This is a genomic window from Colwellia sp. M166, assembly GCF_024585285.1.
In the GTDB taxonomy this organism is placed as follows: Bacteria; Pseudomonadota; Gammaproteobacteria; order Enterobacterales; family Alteromonadaceae; genus Cognaticolwellia.
Map to the genome: position 1 here is coordinate 2,583,423 of NZ_CP040755.1, position 25,174 is coordinate 2,608,596.

The 25,174-nt window shown below is 39.4% G+C and carries 24 protein-coding genes and 3 pseudogenes; 10 read left to right on the top strand and 17 right to left on the bottom strand.

The annotated features are described in order from the left end of the window. The first annotated feature begins 110 nt into the window (after nucleotides 1-110). Entirely contained in the window at nucleotides 111-803 is a 693-nt protein-coding gene (locus tag FGD67_RS11755; protein ID WP_257171376.1) for a DNA-3-methyladenine glycosylase I, read from the top strand. A gap of 112 nt (nucleotides 804-915) precedes the next feature. Here FGD67_RS11755 and FGD67_RS11760 read toward each other — a convergent pair whose 3' ends face one another. The 5 genes from FGD67_RS11760 to FGD67_RS11780 all read right to left on the bottom strand — a co-directional run bounded on the left by FGD67_RS11760 (nucleotide 916) and on the right by FGD67_RS11780 (nucleotide 5,636). Further along, a complete protein-coding gene (locus FGD67_RS11760; protein WP_257171377.1) occupies nucleotides 916-2,832 on the bottom strand; it encodes a hypothetical protein in 1,917 nt (638 codons plus the stop codon). A 13-nt stretch (nucleotides 2,833-2,845) separates the two neighbouring features. Beyond that, entirely contained in the window at nucleotides 2,846-3,607 is a 762-nt protein-coding gene (locus FGD67_RS11765; RefSeq protein WP_257171378.1) for a site-specific integrase, read from the bottom strand. A gap of 85 nt (nucleotides 3,608-3,692) precedes the next feature. Then, complete coding sequence (locus tag FGD67_RS11770) at nucleotides 3,693-4,034, bottom strand: hypothetical protein (protein WP_257171379.1); 342 nt, start codon at nucleotides 4,032-4,034, stop codon at nucleotides 3,693-3,695. Continuing rightward, nucleotides 4,024-5,127, bottom strand: a complete 1,104-nt coding sequence (locus FGD67_RS11775) for a DEAD/DEAH box helicase (protein WP_257171380.1) — start codon at nucleotides 5,125-5,127, stop codon at nucleotides 4,024-4,026. The genes FGD67_RS11770 and FGD67_RS11775 overlap by 11 nt, the downstream gene beginning before the upstream one ends. Then, a complete protein-coding gene (locus tag FGD67_RS11780; protein WP_257171381.1) occupies nucleotides 5,124-5,636 on the bottom strand; it encodes a hypothetical protein in 513 nt (170 codons plus the stop codon). The genes FGD67_RS11775 and FGD67_RS11780 overlap by 4 nt, the downstream gene beginning before the upstream one ends. 139 nt (nucleotides 5,637-5,775) lie before the next feature. On the opposite strand from FGD67_RS11780, the gene FGD67_RS11785 reads away from it, so the two are divergent. From FGD67_RS11785 to FGD67_RS11810, 7 genes and pseudogenes are all read left to right on the top strand, one after another. Beyond that, on the top strand, nucleotides 5,776-5,937 hold the full coding sequence (locus FGD67_RS11785; protein ID WP_257171382.1) for a helix-turn-helix domain-containing protein: 162 nt from the start codon (nucleotides 5,776-5,778) through the stop codon (nucleotides 5,935-5,937). Nucleotides 5,938-6,254: 317 nt separating this feature from the next. Then, nucleotides 6,255-7,595: a hypothetical protein gene (locus tag FGD67_RS11790; RefSeq protein WP_257171383.1), complete on the top strand. Its 1,341-nt coding sequence runs from the start codon at nucleotides 6,255-6,257 to the stop codon at nucleotides 7,593-7,595. A 35-nt stretch (nucleotides 7,596-7,630) separates the two neighbouring features. Beyond that, on the top strand, nucleotides 7,631-8,077 hold the full coding sequence (locus FGD67_RS11795) for a hypothetical protein (RefSeq protein WP_373567763.1): 447 nt from the start codon (nucleotides 7,631-7,633) through the stop codon (nucleotides 8,075-8,077). 62 nt (nucleotides 8,078-8,139) lie between these two features. Then, nucleotides 8,140-8,856, top strand: coding sequence for a hypothetical protein (locus FGD67_RS11800; protein WP_257171384.1), 717 nt, complete (start codon nucleotides 8,140-8,142; stop codon nucleotides 8,854-8,856). A 204-nt stretch (nucleotides 8,857-9,060) separates the two neighbouring features. Beyond that, nucleotides 9,061-9,213, top strand: a pseudogene (locus tag FGD67_RS11805) (NYN domain-containing protein); the annotation flags it as partial. Nucleotides 9,214-9,238: 25 nt separating this feature from the next. After that, nucleotides 9,239-9,316: pseudogene (locus tag FGD67_RS21790) on the top strand (hypothetical protein); the annotation flags it as partial. 132 nt (nucleotides 9,317-9,448) lie between these two features. Next, nucleotides 9,449-10,099 (top strand): type I restriction-modification system subunit M N-terminal domain-containing protein, encoded by a 651-nt coding sequence (locus FGD67_RS11810; RefSeq protein ID WP_257171385.1) that lies wholly within the window; start codon nucleotides 9,449-9,451, stop codon nucleotides 10,097-10,099. A 4-nt stretch (nucleotides 10,100-10,103) separates the two neighbouring features. Here the strand turns inward: FGD67_RS11810 and FGD67_RS11815 are convergent, their stop codons facing one another. From FGD67_RS11815 to FGD67_RS11870, 12 genes are all read right to left on the bottom strand, one after another. Continuing rightward, on the bottom strand, nucleotides 10,104-10,565 hold the full coding sequence (locus tag FGD67_RS11815) for a DUF1643 domain-containing protein (RefSeq protein WP_257171386.1): 462 nt from the start codon (nucleotides 10,563-10,565) through the stop codon (nucleotides 10,104-10,106). Nucleotide 10,566: 1 nt separating this feature from the next. Next, nucleotides 10,567-10,740: a hypothetical protein gene (locus FGD67_RS11820; protein WP_177222598.1), complete on the bottom strand. Its 174-nt coding sequence runs from the start codon at nucleotides 10,738-10,740 to the stop codon at nucleotides 10,567-10,569. 10 nt (nucleotides 10,741-10,750) lie between these two features. After that, a complete protein-coding gene (locus FGD67_RS11825; RefSeq protein ID WP_257171387.1) occupies nucleotides 10,751-11,161 on the bottom strand; it encodes a M48 family metallopeptidase in 411 nt (136 codons plus the stop codon). 11 nt (nucleotides 11,162-11,172) lie between these two features. After that, on the bottom strand, nucleotides 11,173-11,580 hold the full coding sequence (locus tag FGD67_RS11830; protein WP_257171388.1) for a M48 family metallopeptidase: 408 nt from the start codon (nucleotides 11,578-11,580) through the stop codon (nucleotides 11,173-11,175). A gap of 16 nt (nucleotides 11,581-11,596) precedes the next feature. Continuing rightward, complete coding sequence (locus FGD67_RS11835; RefSeq protein ID WP_257171389.1) at nucleotides 11,597-12,592, bottom strand: hypothetical protein; 996 nt, start codon at nucleotides 12,590-12,592, stop codon at nucleotides 11,597-11,599. Between the two features lie 85 nt (nucleotides 12,593-12,677). Beyond that, entirely contained in the window at nucleotides 12,678-13,511 is an 834-nt protein-coding gene (locus tag FGD67_RS11840; RefSeq protein ID WP_257171390.1) for a hypothetical protein, read from the bottom strand. After that, complete coding sequence (locus FGD67_RS11845) at nucleotides 13,504-13,989, bottom strand: DEAD/DEAH box helicase family protein (RefSeq protein ID WP_257171391.1); 486 nt, start codon at nucleotides 13,987-13,989, stop codon at nucleotides 13,504-13,506. Before FGD67_RS11845 ends, FGD67_RS11840 begins: the two co-directional genes overlap by 8 nt. Nucleotides 13,990-14,140: 151 nt before the next feature. Then, a complete protein-coding gene (locus FGD67_RS11850) occupies nucleotides 14,141-14,758 on the bottom strand; it encodes a type I restriction endonuclease (RefSeq protein WP_257171392.1) in 618 nt (205 codons plus the stop codon). A 200-nt stretch (nucleotides 14,759-14,958) separates the two neighbouring features. Continuing rightward, complete coding sequence (locus tag FGD67_RS11855; protein WP_257171393.1) at nucleotides 14,959-17,901, bottom strand: hypothetical protein; 2,943 nt, start codon at nucleotides 17,899-17,901, stop codon at nucleotides 14,959-14,961. Nucleotides 17,902-17,913: 12 nt separating this feature from the next. After that, a complete protein-coding gene (locus FGD67_RS11860; RefSeq protein WP_257171394.1) occupies nucleotides 17,914-19,101 on the bottom strand; it encodes a restriction endonuclease subunit S in 1,188 nt (395 codons plus the stop codon). Further along, nucleotides 19,091-20,611 (bottom strand): type I restriction-modification system subunit M, encoded by a 1,521-nt coding sequence (locus tag FGD67_RS11865; protein ID WP_257171395.1) that lies wholly within the window; start codon nucleotides 20,609-20,611, stop codon nucleotides 19,091-19,093. The genes FGD67_RS11860 and FGD67_RS11865 overlap by 11 nt, the downstream gene beginning before the upstream one ends. 53 nt (nucleotides 20,612-20,664) lie before the next feature. Beyond that, on the bottom strand, nucleotides 20,665-21,282 hold the full coding sequence (locus FGD67_RS11870) for a restriction endonuclease subunit S (protein WP_257171396.1): 618 nt from the start codon (nucleotides 21,280-21,282) through the stop codon (nucleotides 20,665-20,667). 233 nt (nucleotides 21,283-21,515) lie between these two features. Between FGD67_RS11870 and FGD67_RS11875 the strand changes: the two genes are divergently transcribed. After that, a complete protein-coding gene (locus FGD67_RS11875) occupies nucleotides 21,516-21,686 on the top strand; it encodes a hypothetical protein (protein WP_257171397.1) in 171 nt (56 codons plus the stop codon). A gap of 102 nt (nucleotides 21,687-21,788) precedes the next feature. Then, a pseudogene (locus FGD67_RS11880) lies at nucleotides 21,789-24,775 on the top strand (Tn3-like element ISKox2 family transposase). The last annotated feature ends 399 nt before the right edge of the window (nucleotides 24,776-25,174 follow it).

Below are 25,174 nucleotides of genomic sequence, written 5' to 3' on the forward strand. Positions count from 1 at the left end.
TCTAGTTACAATTTTCTTTGGCTATATGCATGGATACTTAATCTAAATATTTACCTTAGCGGTATCTCCTGTAAACTATTCTCATATCTAAAATGTTAACGATCTACCTAATGGAAAAATTCGAAAATCTTTATCGCCGAGCTGCTGAGCGAAAAGGCGGAGAAATGGCTTTATCTCATTTATTATCTAAACCTCTTACTTATGACGAGCTATTATTGGTAAGTAATAGTGAGGTGCTTGCTGAGTTCACACGAAAAATTTTTCAATCGGGTTTTGTGTGGGCGGTTGTTAATAAAAAATGGGATGGTTTTGAAGAGGTTTTTTGGAATTTTGACATTGATAAGCTAATAATGATGCCGGACGATATGCTTGAGCGTAAAGCTGCAGATCCAAAAATAATCCGTAATCATACCAAGGTTAAAACCGTTCGGGATAATGCTATATGGCTAAAAGAACTGAGTGACGAATATGGTTCTGTTAGTAAGTGGTTGGCAGACTGGCCTGCTGATGATATTACCGGTCTTTGGTTGCATCTTAAAAAGCACGGCGCTCGCTTAGGCGGGAATACAGGTCCTTACGCACTTCGCCAATTAGGTGTTGATACTTTTATTCTCAGCAGGGACGTTGAAACTTATTTTAGGTCTCATAATCTGATTGACGGAGGGTTAACCTCAAAACGTAATTTGAAAATAATTCAAGATACGTTCAATCAATGGAAAAAAGAATCTGGTTTTAGCTTACAAGAGTTAAGTCAAATAGTTGCGTATTCGGTTGGTGATAATCATGTTGGGTTTATTAGTTAGTTGAGCGTTGACGAAGCTATCTAATTACAATAACTTCACCTATACAGATATCATTTTGTTTCCACTTTAGATGAGCACGTCTGGAAATAATGATGTAGCTATTAATCATAAGTCATAGCAACCCCAATTCTTCTAATAACTCCAACTTACGATACCAATACTCCGACAGTAACTCTTGTTCAAATACCTCTTTACGAACGTTTTTAATAATAGTTAAACAATCAGGCTTCTTGTCGCCTATGAAGCCTAACAAATCTTCAATACGTGTTAATATCTGCTTATAAACGCTATCAAAATGCTCTTGTGACGCAGATGAAGTTTGGCTTTGTATTATTAAATACTTTACTGACAATAGCTTTCTGATATCAGCTTCATCTGCATGAACTCGATATTTATTACAAAACAAACAGCCTTCGTGGTTACCACAGCTAACCGTTATAGGGCTATTTGAGGGAAGGGAGTTCAGCGGCTCAGGCTTTGACTCTTCAGAACAGTTGCCACTAGGGATAGGAACAGATATAACAGGCTCTTTTAAGAGTTGTTTATCTAACTCAGCAAAATAATCAGTTATCTGCTCAGCTGACTTTTCTGTATCTTTATTCGTGTAGTGTGAATCAGCAGACTTTTTATTATGTTGCATGACATAGCTACTGATTCCACTACCATAATTATTTCTAACCCATAGTGACTTACTTACTCGAAAAGACTTACTTGTACCTGTTAAAGGAGCGCCGGTGAATTGGGTTGAGAACAGCTTTCTAAAAGAGCAAGAAACATCTCCTTTGGTGCTTAAGCTAGATAGTTTACTTACTGCAGCACTAATAAATAGAGCTTTATAATCTTGTTGGTAATATTCAATTAAGTAGCTTCTCAGTTGGATGTAGCGCTGAAAATCAGCCACAAACTCATTTTGAATATCGTAACTAACGGTAATGCCATTAGCTCTCCATTTTATACTTTTGAAGTTCTGTTCGCTTTTATCCGTAAGGTATTCATCCTCAAAAATTAACGATGCGGCAGTACTATCATTCTCACCTGTCACTATCAAAAAATGCATGAAATAAGCTCGACAAGCCCATGCAGCCAGCAATAATCTTAATTTTGAGTATTCTAAATTTACTTTAACGTTAGCATCTTCTGCTTGGCTTACATGCTGGCCTAATTGATACCTTTTTTTTCCTTTGTTATGAGCAAACAACTCAAGCTCTTCAACAGAATAAAAATCCCCAGTATCATAATTGAACGCACGCATCCCAATTGTCTTTTTATGTTTTGGCTTCAACCATTGGTTATAAGACGGTGCTATCCATAATAGTTCATTATTTACATCTACTGATGTCGGGATTTCGATATGGTCTAATACTATATTGCTGAATTGTCTGAATATTTGTGTGTATAAGCTAAATTGTTTGGCAAAAGCCTCATCATTTAAAGCAAGGGCAGATTGAACTTGGTTATTGTTACGTTGAATTATAAATAACCCGCCGGTCAACTCACTTTCTTCAACACTTATCGCATATGCAAAAAATGAAATAACTCTACTTTGATAGGTTTGCGCTGTGTGAGTTGATAAACCTAACTTTAAGTCTCTGTCATATATTTTAATTTCGTGTAATAAATGATCTGTATAGTGGTGAATGAAACTTTGAATGGAAAACTTATTAAATTGTAGTTTAACCCCGTCAGTATGAATGCGCTTAAATAGACTAATCATATAGCTGGTAAATCCACTTAAAGTACGGGGTCTTTTACCATCTAACAATAAGTCAGCTACATAGGTAATCAGCTTTGTAGCGAATGAAGTTGAAGTTATATCGATGGATCTTAAGTTAACCTTAAGAGTTCGATTATCTTTGTTGGTTGTTTTAAAATCTGTATAACAGATGCGTCCGAGGTGCTGAAAGGTAGTGCCAAACTGTATAACAATATTATCTACTCGATTAAAACTAAATGTATCGTTGTTATCGAATAGGTCAGTAAGCTCTTCTATTGTGTAGATTTTAGGGGTGATAAGAGTATATCTGTTCATATCACCCCTAAGCTTAAGTGCTTTCTTTTAATTTTTGTATTGTTTTCAAAGTAATATTTAAATCACTTTCTGAAATTCCATGTTTTTTAGCGATATCCGACAATTCACTGCTATTATTTGATATTGCAGAATTTAGTAACGATTCTAATCCATTATCCATTTTTTGTGATTGCTCTAGGTTTGCTTCAGGTGCGGCTATTAGTTCTCGATTGATATAACTTTTAGTCGTAGTCACGGTTTCGTGCCCCATAAGTTGTGCTAAATATTTATGATCAACTTTATGTGAGGAGGCTATGAATGACATGTGTGTGGCAAAGTGGCGTCTTAGTGAACTAACTGTGATTGGTAATGCAGTACTATCGCTCGCTGTCTTAAAACCTTTCATTACATACTGCCTAGAGATCGGTGATGCAGGCTTATTTTTTTGATTCTTACTACTTCTAGATTGAAAGACAAAAATATCATTCGGGTATTCATGCTGTAATGTTGATAGCACCTCAATGCATTCTTCATTTAATATGATAGTGCGTATTTGCGGTGTGCTGGTTTTTATAGACTCAATTGATATTGAATTAGATTTATAATTAATATCTATAAATTTCAGCGGTAATATTTCATTAATTCTTGCTCCTGTATTCAAAATCATCGTAAATAAATCTTGAAGCTGCGCGTAACCATTCTCTTTCAAAGCCTCTTTGAACTTCTTGAGGTCTTGAGTTGTTAAGGCTTTGTTTTCTAACGTTTGCACTTTCTTGATATCTTTCATTCTGTTCATTATAATTCCAACTTGTCATTTTTTGTGTTTTGACAAGTATAGGGTTTGGGAGTATATTTGCAATATATAATTAACAATATATTTATCACCTCAACCCACTCAGCCCCAACGCTATCGTTTCCTGCTTAAAACGACCAAATATATTGACCACTTTCTCATACGAAGTTGTTAGATAGTGATCATCAACGGCATTACTAGATTCATCAAAGTCTACAATTTCAGCTTTAGCTCCAAAAACACTAACTGTAAGCTCAGCATTAGGCTTTAATGGTGAAGCCTTATCGAAAACAACATCCTTTTTTTCTGTAAACTCTAAATCGTCAACAACCTCAGCTTTCATCTTTTCAAACTTAACCACATCAGCTTCAAAAGGAACATCTTGCTTAACGCGATAGGCATACTCCAACAACTTAGGCTCAGCTGGCATATACATCACCGCTTCTTGGTTCTTTTGAGCCAGTCATTCTTAAAATACGACCTAATATCTGCCTAAAGTGCATTTCAGTTTTGATATTGGTCAGGTGACAACAAACCTGTAAACGGGGGATATTCGTACCTTCGCTGATCATGCCGACAGATATTATCCACTTACTCTTGGCATGTCTGAATTGTTGAATAATATTCGTTGGGTCACTTTCCCTGTACGTTACAACTATCGAATCTTCGTTAAAACACGACTTCATCAACATCGATATTTGGTTTGCGTGCTCTACCGATGAAGCAACAACCAACCCCGCAGCGTCAGGGTTAACTCGCCTAATTTTTGATAATTTCTTATGTGCAGAAGCGATTAAAAACTCCATCACCGCCTCATTCTCAATAATCTCCTGATAAGGAATGATTGACTGAGATAAAAGCGCTTTAAAACTATTAAACGTTTTAGTTTCCTCGATATCAACAACCGAAATATTTGTATTATCGATGGCAACTATTTGAGGAACCCTACAAACATCATCATGAATAGCCTCATAAAGCCCGTAAACGTAATCACAGGCTATTTTGTTATTAGGGTGTGTATAGTTAGAAAGAACGATAGGAGCAGCGTCTGATCGCCACGGAGTGCCTGTTAATGCCAGTGTAAATTTTGCCTTATTTTGAATGTTAAGGATTATCTGCTCACCCCATGCGTTGGCATTATCAACATTTGAACCAGCACAATGATGAATTTCATCAAATATCACAAATACCCGATAACGCTCAAACAGCCGCCAAAAGCTTGCATCAAGGTACTGTAGATTATGATAAGTCAGTGATCTACCCTTAGCACCAATCAAGCCGTCAAAACGCTCTTGTGTTCTTAGGTGCAAACTTTCACTAAAGTCTTTAGCAACGATGGAAGAAGGGGAAAAGCAAACCACTAAATCCACTTGGTCACTTTTAAGTAGCTGATCAGCCAATTCCGAAGCCATTATCGTTTTGCCCGCGCCTGGCGTTGCTAAGGCTAAAAAGTGGCTATGCCCCTTTAAGTATTGAGCTAAGGCTAAATCAATACACTCAGATTGCCACTGTCTTAATTTCATAAGTTCTCTTGTTCAAGTAAGCCTTCAATAGCCCTTATCTTGCCTAAAATTCTAGTATTATTATCTTTAGCTTTATTAAATTGAGGTTGTATTTCATCAACTAACTCGGGAAACTCAGAATACAGCTCCTTGTAAGCTTCTGATTCGCCAATATTCAATAATAATTCAGCTTTATAATGATTTAACTTAGTGATTAACTTGTCTTGTTTAGCATCATTTGTATTATCTGATACTTTAGTGGTAGCTTCAGCCAATAAAGCTATTTGCTGACTGTCAAAAAGTTCGGTTTTATGAAAGCGGGTAAGCCCTTTTTTATTCGATTTGGGTTTAATTAACCAACCTTTATTCACTAGTTTTAATAGTTCTGCATAAATGAACCGCCTAACACTGGTTGGCTCTAATGATGAGTCATTCTTTAAAGCAAAATATGCTGATCGGACATCGCTGGTCGTGAAGTGATCAAAGTTGGCTGCGGCAATAATTTGAGCGACAAAAGAATCTAATTTCATATTTTTAATTGCTACAGGGGTTAAGTATTTGATAAAAAAGTAACGATATTGATATATATGTCAATAAGTTTCATTATATGTCATGGGTTGGTTGTCTGCAATATGGGAAGATTTATTCTTTTATCTGTGGAAATTTTGAATGCAGCCCGTGCAAAAAATAATTGGCATGAATCTCAAAATTGCCCGAACAAAGCGCTCTATAACACAAGCTGAAATAGCTAATAAATTAGGTGTCGAGGCAAGCTATTTAAGTCGAATAGAAAGAGGCTCTGTTCCTGCATCATGCGAAAAAAATTTATGAAATCATTCACCTACTCCAATGTGGAATTGATGAAATTTTTCCACAGCCTGAAGAGGTAGAAACTAAATTTCATCAGTAATTTTGGTTCGCGTTTGCTTTAATCGAATAAATATCTCGCATTAATTAAGTAATCAAAATCAGTTGACATCATAACTTTCATTAGACAATAATGTTGTAAATGGTCGGCTCAACCAGCGGTTGAATTTCTACTCCTTTCAAACAAAGAGTCACCCCCTAAAATTATTCGGGTCTTTTATTTTATATCCTTTAGCCAAGGAGTAGGACGTTTTACGTCGGCAAAATTAAAGGTATAATCCATGAATAATTCTACCTCGATCAATTCGAATAAAGTTCACGTACAAAGTTCATTTCTAGTTTTTGATGACTATCATTTTGCAGAGCTAAAAGATCTGTCTCCAGAGTCTATAAAATTAACAGCTAAAAATGTTAGTGATAACTCTAAAAAGCATGTCAACGACAACCGTAAAAAACTCAAAAAGACAACAGCTCTCAATAGAATCGCAAGCACTTTAGGCGTTAAAGGGGGATTCGCAAGTTATAGCAAAGTCTATGAAGACGAAATACTGCCCTTTATGGATAAGCATAACTTAGTAAAAAAAGATGACTTATTTACTTTTAGGTATGCAAAACTTGGCATGCCTGTAAAAAAAATCTCTTATCAGCAAATATCAGAACGTTTATTTTTTAATGGAGGTAAAATTCCGAAAAAAATATTTACTGGGTATAACTTTCCTTTTGATAACACGTTTTCTGATGGGCATTACTTAGTAAATGCCTCTGAGATAAAAGAGATTAGGGACTTTGGCATTGAGAGAAAAACGGTGTTTGCAAAATCTCTTACAGATAAAGATCTACTAATCGCGGAAAAATTTCGTGATGCTACTATTGAAGACCTACCTTTTGGATGCGGAAACCGTAAGGTTATCGACCTAGTTATTGGCAAATACTCTTTTGACTTAGATTCAGGATTTAACCTGATAGGTGATTTATTGGTTGAGCCAAATAATTATGGTGTAGAATTACAGCTGTATTCGCCCAAAGATTATGATTGCGAAATCGAACCCTATATTGCGACTAAAGCATGCGAGTTATTTGGCGAGCGTATTAGAGAGTTTTCAGAAGGTTGGTTAGAGATCATTTCTTTCAATGATAATCTAATATTCTTAAAAGGCGCAAATGGTGAATATGATTTCGTCTTTAAAAATATGCGTGATAAGCCTTTTGTGTTCAATTACCACAATGGTGCGCTTAAGCTTAAAGATCTACCCACTTGTATCAATGATTATGATTTTGCGCGTTGGTATTACTTTAACTACCAAGGACAAAGAGAATTAGATGAGCATCATGCAGAGCAGCTTCATTATCAAAGCGGTGGAACTGCGAGTAATTACCCTGATTATAGTTTGCTTGAAGCCTTTTACGTTGAAAACGAAACTTACCCCCCTAAAAGCTATATAAATTCTGCTTCAACACCTGTGCTCAATGAATTCAAGGCAGTTGCCAATACGAACATATTTGTAACTGACTTAGTTACTATTGCTGAATTTGAAGAATTTATTAAAGCAAATACTGAATATTATAAATACCGCAAAGAAAGCTTTCCTGGAGAGAAAAAGAAAGAGAAACAACAGGAATAGACAGAAATAACTTAGATGATGACAAGGGGCTTCCGGTGGCATGTACTTGGTACGATGCTATGGCCTACCTGAACTGGAAAAAAAAAATAACAGGGCTTTCTTTAAGGTTATTGAAAAAAAATGAGTTCGAAAATATTCGCAGAAAAGGAACACTTCTTAATACAAATAGTGGCGAAACCGATAAGTTAGGTTTCAAGGTTGGTTCAACTAGAAAAATTGATATGGATATTAAGGGTACCGGTGGTCACAATACCTTTGTCAGATTTCCAAATAGATTCACATGGGACATTATGGAAGATGGAACTAAATTTATACCTTTAAACTATTTCGCTGAATGGGTTATGGAAAAAACATGTATAAGAAGCGGCGATTTATCTAGTTTTTATGGCGATGATTGCTTTAGAGATAATATCCTAAGCACAACGGGGGCATATAAAAGCACTAAAATAGGCTTTCGCTTATGTTACGAGGTTGATGATTAAAACTAATTTCGGTGAATTTGAAATTAACTTTTAACGCATCAACTTTTTAACAGGAGTAAACTATGTCCTACATCGATGAAAGCCAAGCCAAAGGGCTTGTTAAACGCATATTTAGAAGCTTATATGCAGCAGCAAACAATAGTGCACCTCAAAACTTTGAATACTCTCAAAGAAAAATTTGTAAAAAAATAAAGGGGTTGTGTAAAGAAAAAACCAACGCTGTATTGATTGCTGAGCGATTCAACAATACGAATAAATGGCAGTTAATATGGGGTGAATGGTGTTTATTTAGCGCAAAGAAAAAATTATTTGCAAGTACTAGTGATGTTGAAGAATATGACCAAATTGCATTTGATTTAACCATCAATGTTAGAGGTGGGGTTAGCTATAAATCATTTTATGTTGTTTTATCTAAGCACGCCTTAGTTAGGTTGATTATGAGGAGCCAGCATCAATTAAAGAATGCTCATGACTTAAACTTATACCTTAAAAGAATCACTAAACCTCTTGTGTTTTCAGCATTAGAATTATCTGACCAACACACTAAAAGTAACGGTAAAATAAGCCAGTACAGCACTATTATTGATGATGTTTTTTTACCTTTAGCGCTAGATGTTGGCATAAATAGCCAGGGCTTATTAGCTAAAACCTGTACGATTAAAACATTTATGCCAGCCCATTATGATGGTGCTGCCGCTGAATTATCTAGAAGAACCCCCATAATTACAAAGTCTGACTTTTTTGATTATGAAGGTAATTTTGGCATTTTAAGAGCGTGACATTATTAACAACACTTCAACCCTATAGAGTTAAGCCCTAGTCGAAGTTAACTATAAACGGTAATCAATGACCCTAACTTGAGCTAATCGGTTACCGTTTAATTCCTTAGCTACTAACAACAAAAATAATTGCTATTTCATTATGATATGAGATAAATGTACAATTAAGATTAAGCGTTATTGAAACTAAAATGGAATTGTAATTTGAAAGACAAGGAAAAAATCGCATTATTCATTGATGCGGATAATGCCCCAGCCGCTAAAATAGATATTATCCTCTCAGAGCTTGCTCGCTATGGCGTAGTAAACATTCGTAAAGCATACGGTAACTGGAAAAGTCCTAACCTAAAATTATGGCTTCAAAAAGTTAAGTGAGTTCTTTGCATCAATAGACTTATTCGAAATGAAAAAAACTAACGGCTCAATATTTTGGGTTAGAGATAAGAAGCGAGCCAAATAGCGAACGAAACTAAATAGAATGCTCAACAACCTCAAACATAATGGTTTTAATAAGCCTATGTTACACTGCTAATTGGTTTTAAATATTCTTCTCACTATTTTCATACTATTGTTACAAAAATACAGGTAAATCATGGTTCAACAACATCAACAAGAATTACAAAAACAGCTTTGGAACATCGCCAATGCCTTACGTGGCAATATGTCAGCTGATGACTTTCGTGACTATATTCTTGGGCTTATTTTCTACAAATACTTATCAGACAAATTAAACCGTTACTGTGACGTATTATTAGCAGAAGACGGTATTACATTTGCTCAAGCAACTGACGACGAAGCACTTATCAACGATTTACGCGAAGAGTGTATTGAAAACCTTGGTTACTTTATTGCCCCTAACCAATTATTTTCCAGCCTAGCCAAACGTGGTGAAAAGCAAGAATTTATACTTGATGAGCTAAGCCGTGTACTTAACGACATTGAACAATCAACCACAGCGGCAGACTCTGCCGATGATTTTAATGGCTTGTTTGAAGAGTTAGATCTTAACTCAAGCAAACTAGGTAAAAACCCTGATGCGCGCAATAAACTTATTAGCCAAGTATTAGTGCATTTAGAGAATATTGATTTTCAATTAGAAAACTCAGAAATTGATTTACTCGGTGATGCCTACGAATACCTTATTGGGCAGTTTGCCTCTGGCGCGGGTAAAAAAGCCGGTGAGTTTTATATAATGTCACCTTCATTTTTTACTAACGAATGCCACCTTCCAACAGCAGCATAAAGTGTTACCACTCAATAGGTGTTAAAGTCGATTTTAAATAAAGTGGATGAGCTGGTTCACCTGATTTATTGACTTTCAATACGTTTAATTCTGGAATCAAGGCTCGAACATGTTTAGAGCGATTCAAAAACATACCATCATTTCCCCAAGCCCCAACAATTACTCCCGCATTTTTGGCAAGTAGGATCAGTGTCTCATCATTTTTATTACCGATTGGATCAGATGCTCTTTTCATGTCTTCAGGCTGAGTAGCTCGATAGGCAAAAAGGTTGGTCATACATAAGCCACCATAGCCCCATGTTTTAGCGAAATTAATACAGCGACGAATAGTAGGATCGTCTTCAGTTTCATCTGCTGTTGATGGATTAAGTCCTATGAACATCGCATAGGGTTTCGACTCGTCCCAAATACGCCAAAGTTCATAACGATAAGTTCTACAATCGGATAGTTTTGCTGTTTTCTTCATATCAATCATCCACAACTTCAATCGTTACATGTTGGGCACCAAAGTACGTACCTTCATCCACTTCATAGCGCAAGGTTTCATCGCAGTGTGGGCAATCAAAGGTTTCATTAGGCTCAATGCATTCATCTTCTAGCCAATCCCAGCCAATATACTTTTCACAAGTTGGGCATTTCATTCAGCAGTCCTTATTCATTCAAATACATCTCCGCCATGTCATCTAATTTGGCTTTTACTTCTTTCCAGTTTGGCATTACTTGGGTTAATAAGCGCCAGAAGCGCTCGCTGTGATTGTGTTCGGCAATGTGGCAAAGCTCATGTAAAATCACGTAATCAATGCATTCTTTCTGTGCTTTAACGAGGTGAGGGTTGAGCATCAAGTTGCCTTTAGTTGAGCAGCTTCCCCATTGCTTTTTCATTGCCATTACACGAAATGAAGGAATACCTGTTACCCAAGTCGCTTTCGGAAGAAGCTCGGCTAGTCGCTCATGAAAAATTGCTTTTGCTTTATGTTGATACCATTTGTCGATTAGCGGCTTAACCTTCACCAACCGATCATCAGTATCTTTGCTTATTTCATACTTGAGTGTGACGTTCAATTTGCCACGGCTTAGCTTTTTACGTTAGGTACTTGCTCGGCATCAACAATTACCTTGAGTACATAGCGCTTGCCTAGATAAAACTGAGTTTCACCGCTCACATAGCGCTTAGGTAAAACCGTGTCTTTTTGCTTAGCAAAGTCATTAATACTTTGCCATATCCATCTTGCACGCTTGTGCATGGCATCAACAATAGCATCATCACTAGCATCATGAGGCACAGTAGCTACAACACGTTGATCAGGATGAACCTTGATAATGACCTTGCGTGCTGTTTTTTTAGCGTTATCAGCAGGCTTGGTTTTACGAATAACATCATAGTGAATGGTGTCGTTACCATAGGTAAAAACACCTCGTTCACTGGTTGTTGTTCTGCTTTCTTTTGGGCAAATAGCGGCAGCAACGGCTTGTCTAGTCACGCTTGTTAGCCCCTTGCTAAGCTTCTAAGCGAGTGACTTTAAGCACTTCTTCAATCAGTTTTTGTGCGTTATCAAGGCCAAGCTCAGTAAACAGTATGGGTAATAATTTCATGTGAATGGCGTTTTCAATTTCTGCTGGATTAATTGAATACTCAGCAACCGCGTCATTTACGACGGCATCAATATCAAAAGCAAGCGCTACCAATTTCTCATTATCCAGTGCCTTTTCAGTTAAAAATGCACTATCGAATAAATGTTTGAACAGGCCAAAATAGGCTTGGGCATGTTTGTTTAACTTGCCTGCGTCATCCATAAAGTCATTGGGAACATCAGCCACTTTGCGCTCTTTCACTTCCTGCTCAAAATCAGCGAACAATATGTACTGCTTAACAGGTGCATCAAACATTGCTTTGGCATCTTCAATCGCCTTTTTAAGCATCTTAGAGAAATACTCTTGAGCATAAGGATCATCAGCTAAGTCTTGCTCAATCATCTTAGTGATTCGGCCAGTGATTTTATCTGTTTGGTTACGCGCTTCGTCATCGCTCATATCCTGTGGTTTAACGTCTTTGCCCAAGTTACCGACTAAATACGCACCGTCTGGCTCTTTAACTTCAATACCAGCAATGTGCTTGTCTAAAAGGCTACGAATATCTTCAGCGTATTCATCATAGTTAATGGTTTCGTCGGCATCTTCACGTACTTGCTTACGTAAATCGACAAAGGCTTTTAAGTCTCGTTTGTATAGGTCGCGCTTGTTATCAAACGACTTATCTTCAAAGTAGGTGGCTGATTGCAGCGCTACTTTCATACAGTTTGAAAATGCCGTGAGTATTGAGTAAAAATCATCACGCTTTTTAAGGTTGGTGTCGGTAAGCTTACCACCAACCTCATGTACTTTTGGTGCTAATGCTTGGCGTAAAGCGGGGCCATCTTGTTTGTTTTTAACACCATCGAATATCGCCCATAAATCGCTGTGTAACCCCGGAAGCTTTTTGTATTCCGTATCCATTCGGTTATATAAACCTTTTAGGTCATCTATATCAAAACCGCCTTGAGTGCGCTCAGCAAGGTCTTGGTACTTTTCTATGGTGGTATCAAGTTCTTTTTAAAATGCCTCGGTAGTCAATCAGGTAACCAAACTGCTTTTTGCTATGTAATCGGTTAACACGGGCAATTGCTTGTATTAGGTTGTGCTCTTTCAGAGGCTTATCAATATAAAGCACAGTGTTCTTTGGCTCGTCAAAGCCCGTTAGCAGTTTATCAACCACTATCATGATGTCAGGGCCGTCATCTCTACCAAAGTCTTCAATAATGGCTTTGGTGTAGGCTTTTTCGTCCATTTTATCAACATTGGCTTTCCACCAATTTTGCACAATGTCTTTGCTTTCTTGATCAACTACATCATGCCCCTCACGTGTGTCAGGAGCCGACATTGCCACAACTGATGTCACGGTACCAATTTTATCTAAAGCCTCTTTATAACGTATTGCAGAGGCTTTAGAGTCACAAGCTAACTGACCTTTTAAACCTTGATGCTTAAAGTTTTGAAAATGGTCGGCAATATCATAGGCAATCAACATAATGCGATCGGCAGTTTGATATATTTGACCTTTTTGTGAAAACTTTCTTTTTAAATCAGTTTTTTGTTTGTCGCTCAGCTTACTGGTACTGCGATCAAACCATGCATCAATCGCCTTATCGTTAACGTTTAGCTCAGGAATACGTTCCTCATACAGCAATGGGGTCACGGTTTTATCTTCAACCGCTTGCTGCATAGTGTAAGAGTGAATGATCTTACCGAACTTGTTTGCAGTCTTGTCGTCTTTTAATAGCGGCGTACCTGTAAAGGCGATAAAAGCAGCTTTAGGCAGGGTTTGCTGCATACGGATATTATTTTCACCGTTTTGGCTGCGGTGACCTTCATCCACTAATACAATTATATTCGGGCTGTCGTTGTAGCAGTCTTTGTATTTTTATGGCAGAGCCAAACTTATTAATGATCGAGAAAATAACCCGTTCGTTACCTTGACCAATTTGCTCGGCCAAACGCTTACCTGTGGTCGCCATCGCATCTTTTTTATCGCGGTCGGTCAGTACACCACCAGATGCAAACGTACGGCTTAGCTGGTCTTCTAAATCAACGCGGTCAGTCACAATAATTACGCGGCACTGCGCTAGCTCTTCAAGCCATATAAGCGCCTTAGATAAAAACACCATAGTAAACGACTTACCACTACCTGTGGTGTGCCAAATAACGCCGCCTTGACGTGCGCCAGCGCCGCGAGCGGAAGAAGAGTCATCAAACGTATTAATTCGTTCAATAAGTGCTTTTATACCAAACACCTGCTGGTATCGAGCTACAATCTTGCCTGCTTTTTTATCAAACAAAGTAAACAGGCGGGTCATATCCAGTAGGCGTTCAGGGCGTAATAAACTTACAATCAGCCTATCTTGGTCGGTTACTGTCAGCTCACCCGCAGCAACAAGTGAAAGGTAATCTGTTTTATCTTTTGCAGGGCGATGATTAAACAGTGCATTTAATTGTTCATTGCTTAATTTATGATTTTTTTAACCTGACAAATTCCGCTTCGGCTATTCCTAAGTGAGAGTGTTCTTCTTTCCACTTTGCCCAAAACTTCTCAGGGGTGCCGCACGTTGCATACAAGCCCTCATGCCCGTTTATGGCCAATAATAACTGGCTGTAGGCATATAAGTGCGGTATTTCATCTTGCTTTTGGTTACGAATATGCTGAGAGATTGCTGCAAAGTTGGTCGATTTACCCTCTTTGTTTGAATCCGGGCGTTTTGCCTCAATCACCACTAATGGTAAACCATTCACAAAACACACAATGTCTGGTCTACGGTTACCTGTGCCCTCGGCATTTTGTACTACTAATTCTTCGGTACAATGAAACGCATTTTTATCAATATTATGCCAATCAATCAGCTTAATAGTGGGTGAGGCTTTTTTACCATCAATAAATTCAGTAACACTCACGCCATACATTAGGGCATTGTAAATTTTCTCATTAGCCGCTTTTAACCCAAGGTTCATGGCAGGGTTCAGCTCATGCATTACCTTATCAATGGCCGCTTCTGATAGTGTATGTTGCTTACCTGCAAACGAAAATGTCTGTTTGGCTAAAAAGGCACGCATTACAGGTAACAACACCACCTGATGCGTGCTCTTTTTTTCGCTGGCAAGCGTGTTGCCACGTAGCGCTTCGCATTCGCTGGGGGGGAATGAAGGTGTAACCTAAGTTGGTTAACAGCGACAGCGCAGGTATTTTTGCGCTGAATTCTTCTTGAAATTTAGGTGTGTATTGCGTCATTTGTTATCTCTCTTCAACCCCTGATACCCGAGGTGTAGTAAGTTCATCGGCTGAGTACCGAGTCGCTGTCATAACCTGGGGGGAGGTGTTTAAAATAATCCTTTGAGCCTGGTTTTGATTTGTATTGAAAATCTCTAAGCTCCTTTATGTCGAGTTTTGTAGTCAGGACACAAGAGTTGTCACCACCTTTAACATAAAGCATCGTCTTACTCTCGGTTTTGGTTGGTCTCAATACGCAAGACCCTCCGTATTGCGAGGTATTTGCTTGAACTGTGTAGCAATGCAGATCCCGGACAGCGGACTCCAGAATATGTTGATAGTAATTTGTGTCTTTATTCCAGACGCATGCAAATAGAAGATCGATCTGTGATTTAAATAAAACCCGGTGTGTGATGTCTGATAATTCGAAGCAGTTGTATGACGCAAATGACAAACCACGCCATGATACTTTGTGGTAATAGGCATTTTGCTTGAGTACAAGATTGCCAGGCTTAAGCCTTACTGCTTCTAAAAGCCCTAGTTCGGCAGGGGCATAATGATTTTTTACGCGAGCCGTCATCACACAGGACTTGTACTTGCCAGACACTCTAAATGGCAGCGCTTCTATGATCAAATTGTATGCGACACCATTCGATACCCAGTGTTCAAGTCCGAAAACAAGACCAATTTGATGTCTACGTGAAAATGACACCATAAACGGAAGCCAACTTACAGGTATGGCAACTTCAGGCATCACCAATAGATCAGCTTTCTCATAAAGAGCCGAATTCAAGATGCTATAAAGATCTTCCTGGCGTTTAAAGCTAAGGTTCGGCTGTCGATCTCGACGCACAGCACTGCTGATATCCTCTTCGTTTACTCGAAGATTTGCTATTGCCAAGTTAATCTGGTCTTTAGAATCCTTGTCAGAAACCAATAGGCTGGACTTAGCAATCCCTCCGGTGCCTGCATCATCAGTTGTAAAGTCAACAGGAAATTCATTCCCGAAGAATCGATACTTATAGGCATCTATGGTCTCTGCTAGCCAACCATTCAAATCGTTCTCGGTGGCGAGATATTTTCCCAAATGAAAGATCTGCCATTCGTCGAAGTGTATGAATCGTGGAGAAAAAGCAATTTTGGTTTCATCTAACTCGACATCCTCATTGCTTGTGAAATCGCTTTCAGATGTCAGGTCGGACTCTTCAAGAGAATAATTTGCAAGGGGCCAGGCAACGAGGTGATGACGAATAAGGTTAGAGCACCGAAACTGCCATGAAAAGGAGTGCAAATCAGATGCATAGCTGACTAATTTATTTAATTCAGGGTTTGTGCCGTGAAACACGCTCTCATCTTCAATGAAAAGAATGTCGATATGAGAAGGAAAGGCTTTTATATCCAAAAGTCCGATCGTAATTGCCAACGCAATCTGGTTGTATAAATTCAGGTCTTCGTTTAGCTTTTTGGTAAACCGATCGGAAGGCCTCCTAGAGTTCGGCATAATGCCAATAATCTTGTTTATTTCGGCTTCAACATACTGATAGAAGAAAGAAGCAAATCCGTAATTTCTGGTGATTACCGAGTATTGATACAGCTTTTCCCATAAACGGAAAAATTGAAGTGCGTTCTGCCCCTTAAAAAATTGCTTCAGTTGTGGAAGAACCACATCTCTATTGTTTAGTTTGCAAAGTCGATGAGCCGTTATATGGCTGGATAGATACTTTGCCAGTTCTGTCTCATTTTCAGCAAGTCCGACAATGCTGCGTAACTTATTGGCAGACCCATCATAGAGTACATCGTATGCAAATCTGTCGAGTTCTTTATCAATATGATCGCTTGGCAAAAATTTGAATGCGCTGCTTCTTTCATCAAGTTCTTGCTTAAAGGCTTCCAGCCCGGCGCGGCTATGCTCCTTATCAAAGAACTGCAATATGAGCTTATCCTGTTGCATTGGCAACGTATTGTCAGCAACTGATATTACATATTCGGCATTATCGCCGGTTGCTGTGAGCACAGAACTTAAATAATGATTTACAAATGATGGTATTGGGTTTTCTACATCAAACTTAGGACGCTTGAAGACCATTATAATGTCATCGACATAGCGGCCATAATAGGCTGGCCTAACATCATCACCAATAGAATAATCAAATTCTGAAAGATACCAGTTGGCGATGATGGATGCTGACGCCATGCCGATAGGCAAACACTTTTTATCTTTGCACTTAACATGAGTTTGCTTGATTCTAGGTGCAATAACTTGCTGGTAACGACTGTATATTGCTTCCAACACAAGGTTGAGTTTTAGTGCAAGTTCCGCGAGTTGGGCGTTGTCTGAATAATGATTTTGAATTTCAGCTTCGATGTTTTCAAAATCTAGATCCACATGATAAAAGTACGACTTCAAATCAAGCGATAAAAGTGCCACATCATCGCCATTCTTAGAGATTTGAGTTGCAACCTCTAAGGCCTGATCGCGCCATTGGTTGTATTGATCAATATATCGCTTGAAGACCTCTTGGCCGGAAAGGTCATTATCTTTTGAAAAGTTAAGAGCCGAGGAGTGCATCCGATTACCGTAGCTGTCTTTGCTCATGTCTTCCTCAAGAGCAGAGCCAACAAACAGACACCACAGCATTTCAATGATATGGATTTCTACCGGAGCATTGATGAAGTAGTTAACTTTGGAAACCTGATATTGCTCAGAATCACGGACATTACTAATGAATAACCCTGTATTCTGGCTTGGTTTGTCTTCGTTGCGCTCTACAAGCTTTGGTAGCAAGTGGTAGTTAATACTTTTCAGCCAATCCTTGAAATACTTGTGGTTAGAAGGGTTTTCTTGATCAACGACCTCTATTATGGATTCAAACACCTCGTCCAATTCAGTGTGGCTAGTCTCGAACTCTGCCACACGTTGCTTAAGAAACAGATTAAGGTTCTCATGGTATGCGTAGCTTTTAACGAAGAGGTACGCTTTCCTAATCTGATCAATATTCAAATCCATAAATAGCCCTCCTTACACCAAAACCCGTCGCTTACCCGTCAACAACTGCTGCATCAGCGCTTTTTTCTCTTGCTTTAAGGCATCGAGCTTTTGTTGCAAAGCAGAGATTTCCTGATCGGCAGTTGAAAGCACGGCAGCGATTTTTTGTTGTTCTTCATAGCAGGGATAGTGAACAATGGTCGTCCTTAAGTCTGTCGAACTAATATTCAACTGGGCTGCACCAGCAGCTTTGTCGAGTATCGACTGCTGGATCTTATCGGATAGATACAAATACGTAACAAACAGTTGCACAGCGCATTCTTTGGCCAGTATTCGCCCGACACGTTGATTAAGAAAACACGGAAGATCTCGTTCTTTTACCCAGCCATAATTACTCAAACTGCCAGACATTCCGAATACGAAGTCACCGGTTTTCAACTTGAATCTATCAAGACCAATAGTGCTCTCTGGAATAACTTTAGCTGCACTGGAAATATCTATACCTCCAGCTTTAAAGTCACTCATTCGAATAATAGGGATACCCTTATCTGAGTCGGTAAAATCATTACTCTTGAACGCATAGCCAGAATCAATATTGGCAATATCGCTCAGCTTTCCTTTTTTCCACTCCCCACTAAACCTAACCCCATTCTCATCAAGTAGGCGCTTTTTGCCTGTGAGCAGTTGTTGCATTAGGGCTTTTTTCTGCTGTTTACTGTTGTCGATTAGGCGCTCGGTGGTGCTAATCGCTTTATCCCAAGTAGATAGGATTTTGGCGATTTTGCGTTGTTCGTTGTGAGGAGGAACCATTATTGGAGTATTAAGCACATCCTCCCTTGAAATGCCCGGAATTAAACCTGCGGCAGCTCCTTCATACCTTCTTATACTTGCAACCAAGTTGTAGAAACAAAACTTTGGGTCAAATGAAGTTGACCTGATCGCCATTAATTGGCGACTAATTGCATAAGCAGCATCAGCCTCAATTACTTTACCTGTTCCTGAACCTTTTACAGTTATTAGCAAATCGCCTTTGCAACATTCCTTTTTAGCATTCTCCGTATACTTGGTAACTACTATTTTTCCACTGGGAAAGTCTGCGGGGCCAGTTAAATACGGCTTTCCATTACCAACTGTGTTTACAAATTTAGCTTCTACATGTTGACCCGAAATCAATTCAATTCCGTCTGAAAACACCCCCAAGTTCCATCCATTAGGCACCATAACCCAACTCCTTTAAATAGCCTTCCATCTCGAACTCAAGGGTTTGCAGCTCATTTTTTAGCTGTACACGTTCAGTGCGCACCGCTTCTAAATCAATCTCGGCTTCTTCTTCAAAGGTATCCACATAGCGTGGAATATTGAGGTTGAAGTCGTTTTCTTTAATTTCATCAAAGCTGGCTAGGTAAGAATATTTATCTGTGGTTTCTCGCGCCTTGTAGGTGTCGATAACCTTTTGAATATTCTCTGCGGTTAGCTGGTTTTGGTTTTTGCCTGATTTGAACTCACGGCTGGCATCGATAAACAGTACGTTTTTATCGGTTTTTTGCTTCTTAAAGATCAAGATAGCCGCTGGAATGCCGGTGCCGAAGAACAGCTTTTCGGGTAGGCCAATAACGGTGTCGAGCAAGTTTTCTTCAATGAGTTGTTGACGAATTTTACCCTCACTCGATGCTCTAAATAACACACCATGTGGCACCACCACACCCATTCTTCCGCTTTCCGGTTTTAGCGTTTCAATCATGTGGCTGATAAACGCATAATCACCTTTGGTTTTTGGTGGTACACCACGGCGAAAACGCCCATAAGGGTCGCTGCTAGCATCGTCATGACCCCACTTATCGAGGCTGAACGGTGGGTTGGCTGTTACTACATCAAAGTGCAATAAGCCGTTGCCGTCTTTATCAAGTAGCAGTGGGTTACGAATAGTGTCGCCCCATTCAATACGGTGGTTGTCTTCACCATGAAGGAACATATTCATTTTGGCTAATGCCCAAGTTGAACCAATGGCTTCTTGTCCAAATAATGCGTATTTTTTTGAACCAGAGTTTTTACGTACCATAGCGCCACATTTTAATAGCAACGAGCCACTGCCCGTACATGGGTCGCAGATTTGGTCGCCTTCAACTGGTTCTAAAATGGTTGCTAAAAGGGTTGAGACCTCAGGCGGGGTATAGTATTCACCAGCGGTCGCGCCACTGCCAGCGGCAAAGTGTTTAATCAGGTATTCATAGGCGTTACCGATAATATCTAAGCTGCCTACACGCTCTGTGCTTAGGTTTAAAATGTCTTTGCCAAAGTCTTCTAGTAAGTGGCGTAGTAAATCGTTCTTTTGTTTTTCTTGGCCTAGGCGGTCAGTGTTAAAGCTGATGTCTTGGAATACGTTTTTAAGCTTACTGCCGTTGGCTTCTTCGAGTGCGTGTAGGGCTTTATCAATACGCTCGCCGTTACCTGCTTCGTAGCGTTTTTCGTATAAATCCCAAAAGCTCGCGCCTTCTGGCAGCACAAAGCGCTGCTTCGACATCATGGCGTGTATTAGCTCTGGATTATCGCCATATTGAGTTACCAGTTTGTTGTATTCGTCTTTGTATACATCAGAGATGTATTTTAAAAACAGCATGGTCAGGATGAAGTCTTTATAGGTATCGGCACTGATCACACCACGGAAGGTGTCGCAGGCGTTCCACACCGCTTTGTTAATATCGTCCTGATTGATTTGGTTGGTTGTGGTCATATTTTTTAGTCCTTGTTATTAATTTTTAAATCTGTTTTGTTTTAGGCTCTCTTTCAAACGCATGAGCTTTCAAGTGCGTGAATAGCAATGGCTTCTAGTTGTTGCTGTCTATTTTCAATCAGCTTTTTTAATACTTTTTGCTCTCTAACAGCGCAGCGGTGAATTGCAGCGAGTTGTTTTTGCTTCTCTAACTTAAGCACCTTAATGGGCACGTTCTCCAACACTTGCCTGCGAATACTTAGGTACATTGAACCTTCAGCAGTCGCTTTAAAATAACGCTGTGCTGGTTGTTGGTTAAGCTGCCAGCATAAGAAATCGGGCACGATCACATCTTTAAACTCAGGTTTTAAACGCACCATAAAAAAGTGTGGTGAGCAGACTGTGCGCTCTAATACCTGTTCTACTAATACGCTGTAATGTTTTGCCCCTTTAGCGACAAATAACACATCGCCATTTTGTAACCAGTCGGGTTGTTTTTTCGTCTTTAATACGGTTTCAACCATAGTGTATTGGTTGATTTCACCCGTTGGCTCGGTATCCCTTACTTGAACAACATTTACATCACCATTGTCGTATTGCTTCACCGTGCCACGAAAAGGGTGGCCTAAGCGGATATCGGCAATATCACTCAGGCGCAGCTCTTCAGTAGCTTGGCGCATTTTTGCATTCATGAACGTTAAACCTTGGTTGTGTTCAGCAAACCGATTTGCTCAAAAAGTAAATAAACGCCAATGGGGTATGACCAACTGGCGTTACAAAATCGGAATTAATTTAATGAAAATTATTGTGGCTGACATTGTTGGCTAGGTCAATTTATTTTTGCAGTAATCAAATACTGCAATTTGTTGTTGACACCTTAAATGCTCATGCGTATATTTTGCAGTATTGTAATGGAGCATTTAATTTGAGTGGCAATTATCCCAAAGTTGTAAAACAAACTGTAAATTTAGGCAGCCTGCCTTACGTATCGAATGTTGATGAGGAAGGTCAACGCACTGTTGCTTTTCATGAAGATCACATTGTTGAACGTTTCCCTAGAGGGGTTCTAGGGATTTTCCCCTCTAAAGTAACATAAATCGCCATACTCACCATATTTAAAGGCATACAAAGGTGGGTTACTTCTCCAAAGTATGGCAAATTATGAGGTTAACAACCCCTTAAACTTAATTTAATTCCTATGGCTATAAAAAACGAACTATCAATTCTTACCAAAGCTGAGCAGCTTGATCTATATTCTCCGCCGCTATTATCACTTGAACAACAACGATTGTATTTTACGCCAAACGAGATCGAGTTAACAGAGTTGAAAAGTATTCGCCTAAGGAACCACCGATGCTATTTCATTGCGTTATTAGGGTATTTTAAGTCTAAGCCTGTGATTCTTTCACCTAGCTTTAACCTCATCTTTGACGATATGCAGTTTATTTCAACGCAAGTTCAAGGAGGCAAAGGGATCAGGCCTTTCAGCATTAATAAGATGCAGCGTGACCGTATATATCAAAAGAATACTGAGGTTATTAAACTATCAGAAATGGGACGAAAGTCTGCACTTTGCGCCGCTGTACGAACATCTTGTTATGGTCGGCAAAGCTTGGCTTGAGCCTCGTTATCTATTCGATGCAGCCGCTGAATATCTAGCAACGCATAGAATTGCCATCCCTAAATATACTGTCTTACAAAAGCTTATCAGTCGTGTTATCCAACAGGTCAAGAAGGCGTTAAATAATAAGCTTCGTATTCATGTTTCATCTGAACTACACGGATTTCTAAATACTATTATCGATGACAAAGATGGGCTCTCCTTAAGCCAGCTTCGAGCCGGTGCAAAAAGCGTTATGGTGACAGAGCTAAAAAAAAAGAACTGACGGTGTATCATCAGTTACAGCCTTATACAAGACAGATTGATAATGCTGTTAAGGGCTTAGCCTTATCGTCTAAAAACCAACAACACTTCGGTGAAATGGTGGATTATTATGGCAGTAAACTAAAACGCTTTAAGCGTCCACAGCAACACCTATGGTTGCTGTGTTTTCTGACTCAACGCATACGGCAAAGCCTAGAGCGATTGGCTGATGGGTTTATTCATCATATCCGTAAACAACAAGAAGCTGCGCATGCGTTTGCCCAACAGGCAGTGTTTGACTCATGGAGGTCAGCTGCAGACAATGTCACCAAAGCCGCAGAATTACTGCATCTGTTTGTTGATGACAGTATCGACGATAATCAACCATTTGCAACGGTTAGGCAACAAGCATTAAGTGTAATGAATAACCAAGATATAGAAACGCTATGCCTGTACTTAAAAAAGCAAAAACGCACGGTAGAAGAATATCAATGGCAATATTATGATGATCAAAACGGGTTAATTGAGCAGTTATTAAGGCCCGTGTTTCTATGTCTTGAATGCCAAGCAGGTAAAGGCTCAGAAGCATTAGTGACCCAGCTCAAAACCACAAAAACAGAACTATTAGCAGGTAATACATTGCAAACAATGGATAGTACACTTATCCAACAAAAACATCGTCCATGGTTAATTAACAAGGATGTTGTTCATCCACAGCGATACGAATGGTTGCTTTACCGTCAACTGGCTTCTCGGCTTAATGGTCGAATTTACTTATCAAACGTCACTAAATATCGTGCGCTAGAAGACGACTTAATTGCATCGTCAATACAGCCTGATCTATTGGCATCATCAACATTGGAAAAGCTAAAGCAGCCGATTCAGAAGCTACTGCAAGTAAAACAAATACGCTTAACAACATCCCTAGAAGATGTTGCTCGTCACATTGATAATGGTGATAACCGCAATGTGATCATGAAGAGCCGAAGTGGCACACGATGGCGACTGCCAGTTAAAGGCTCCCAATCACTTGTCAACAACCCTTTCTTTAAACAAATGATCCCCGTCAGTATTGCTGATGTGTTGCGTTATGTTGAACAAGAAACCAACTTTATGCAATGCTTCGCACACGTGCTGCCAATACAAAAACAAGTAGGCGCCAATCAGGATGATTTATTGGCTATTCTAATTGCGAATGCGACACATCGCGGCGTATATGGGATGGCACAAATATCTGATCGCAGTTATGAGCATCTAAGCACTATACAAGCTAATTATATTAGGCCTGAAACCTTGCAAGAGGCTAGTGATATCATCAATAACGCAGTAGCGGCACTCCCTATTTTCCGCCACTATCACATCCAAGAAGACGTCCTGCACGCCAGTACCGATGGGCAAAAATTTGAAACTCACCTTGAGACTTTTAAAACTCGCTACTCCTCGAAATACTTCGGCACCAACAAAGGTATTACGGCCATGACGTTAGTTGCCAATCATAGTGCGTTAAATGCCCGTATCATAGGATCTAATGAGCATGAGTCCCATTATATTTACGACTTACTACAATCTAATACTAGTGATCTTAAGCCAGATGTCCTCTCAACCGACACCATGGTGTTAATCATGTTAATTATGCCTTATTGGATTTATGCGGTTATAGTTTTGCGCCTAGGTATGCTCAGTTCACCAGTGTGATCAATGACCTATTTAACGTAACTGAAAGCGACGACGGAAACACGCATCTGGCGCTGAAAAAGCCGATAAAAATGAATGTGATTGAAGAAGGCTGGCAGGATATTCAGCGTATTGTGTTATCCCTTCAAGAAAAACGCACAACACAGGCATTGCTAGTACGCAAATTATCTGGTTATCCATCTAGACACCCTATATTACAAGCATTAACGGAATATAATAGGCTCATCAAAGCCCAATATTTACTTGATTATATTGATGATGCAAGTCTGCGCCAATATGTTCAACGAGCACTGAACCGAGGCGAAGCCTGGCATTTCCTCAGGCGAGCTATTGCATCGGTCAATCGTGACCAGTTCCGTGGAAAAAACGAATCAGAAATAGTCGTCTGGAACGAGTGTGCCCGTTTGACGGCAAATGCTATTATCTACTTTAACTCGATGATCCTAAGTCATCTATTACTGCACTTTGAAGAAGTTGGTGACGAGGAAAAAGCAGCAATAACTCGACAAGTATCACCCGTTGCATGGCAGAACATTAATCTGAGCGGCACTTATCAGTTCGCTAGTAACCGCAAACTACCTGATTTACAGGAAATAACTAGGCCTATTGTTGAAAATGAAGTCTAAAATGAAAGGTAACCCAGCTCCACAAGCCATTAACTGCGAGGGTTGTGGCGATTTATGTTACTTTAGAGGGGAAAATCCCTAGAACCCCATGAGGTATGGGCGAAAGAAAAAGCGCATTTACCCCTCACTAAGTCAGTGATTGAAGCCATCGAAATGCACTTACGAAGTATACCGCTACGCTAAATTCCTAGTAGCTAGAGCGTGCATATCGATAAAGATGGTTTAACTTAATGCGATTTTACGGCGCTTTTCGCCGTAAACTGGAAATTTGGTAAACTGCACAATGATACCGGTGTCATGATAAGGCTGATCTTCTGAACAAATCATGCATCTTTCTGACCATCAACAAGTGATGAATCAGGCGATGATAGCTTTACATTGATTTTCAGGAGAATGCAG

Coding starts and splice junctions, on each gene's coding strand:
- FGD67_RS11755 (WP_257171376.1), top strand. CDS start 111: ATGGAAAAATTCGAAAATCTTTATCGCCGAGCTGCTGAGCGAAAAGGC.
- FGD67_RS11760 (WP_257171377.1), bottom strand. CDS start 2,832: ATGAACAGATATACTCTTATCACCCCTAAAATCTACACAATAGAAGAG.
- FGD67_RS11765 (WP_257171378.1), bottom strand. CDS start 3,607: ATGAACAGAATGAAAGATATCAAGAAAGTGCAAACGTTAGAAAACAAA.
- FGD67_RS11770 (WP_257171379.1), bottom strand. CDS start 4,034: ATGCCAGCTGAGCCTAAGTTGTTGGAGTATGCCTATCGCGTTAAGCAA.
- FGD67_RS11775 (WP_257171380.1), bottom strand. CDS start 5,127: ATGAAATTAAGACAGTGGCAATCTGAGTGTATTGATTTAGCCTTAGCT.
- FGD67_RS11780 (WP_257171381.1), bottom strand. CDS start 5,636: ATGAAATTAGATTCTTTTGTCGCTCAAATTATTGCCGCAGCCAACTTT.
- FGD67_RS11785 (WP_257171382.1), top strand. CDS start 5,776: ATGCAGCCCGTGCAAAAAATAATTGGCATGAATCTCAAAATTGCCCGA.
- FGD67_RS11790 (WP_257171383.1), top strand. CDS start 6,255: ATGAATAATTCTACCTCGATCAATTCGAATAAAGTTCACGTACAAAGT.
- FGD67_RS11800 (WP_257171384.1), top strand. CDS start 8,140: ATGTCCTACATCGATGAAAGCCAAGCCAAAGGGCTTGTTAAACGCATA.
- FGD67_RS11810 (WP_257171385.1), top strand. CDS start 9,449: ATGGTTCAACAACATCAACAAGAATTACAAAAACAGCTTTGGAACATC.
- FGD67_RS11815 (WP_257171386.1), bottom strand. CDS start 10,565: ATGAAGAAAACAGCAAAACTATCCGATTGTAGAACTTATCGTTATGAA.
- FGD67_RS11820 (WP_177222598.1), bottom strand. CDS start 10,740: ATGAAATGCCCAACTTGTGAAAAGTATATTGGCTGGGATTGGCTAGAA.
- FGD67_RS11835 (WP_257171389.1), bottom strand. CDS start 12,592: ATGGATACGGAATACAAAAAGCTTCCGGGGTTACACAGCGATTTATGG.
- FGD67_RS11845 (WP_257171391.1), bottom strand. CDS start 13,989: ATGACCCGCCTGTTTACTTTGTTTGATAAAAAAGCAGGCAAGATTGTA.
- FGD67_RS11855 (WP_257171393.1), bottom strand. CDS start 17,901: ATGGATTTGAATATTGATCAGATTAGGAAAGCGTACCTCTTCGTTAAA.
- FGD67_RS11860 (WP_257171394.1), bottom strand. CDS start 19,101: ATGGTGCCTAATGGATGGAACTTGGGGGTGTTTTCAGACGGAATTGAA.
- FGD67_RS11865 (WP_257171395.1), bottom strand. CDS start 20,611: ATGACCACAACCAACCAAATCAATCAGGACGATATTAACAAAGCGGTG.
- FGD67_RS11870 (WP_257171396.1), bottom strand. CDS start 21,282: ATGAATGCAAAAATGCGCCAAGCTACTGAAGAGCTGCGCCTGAGTGAT.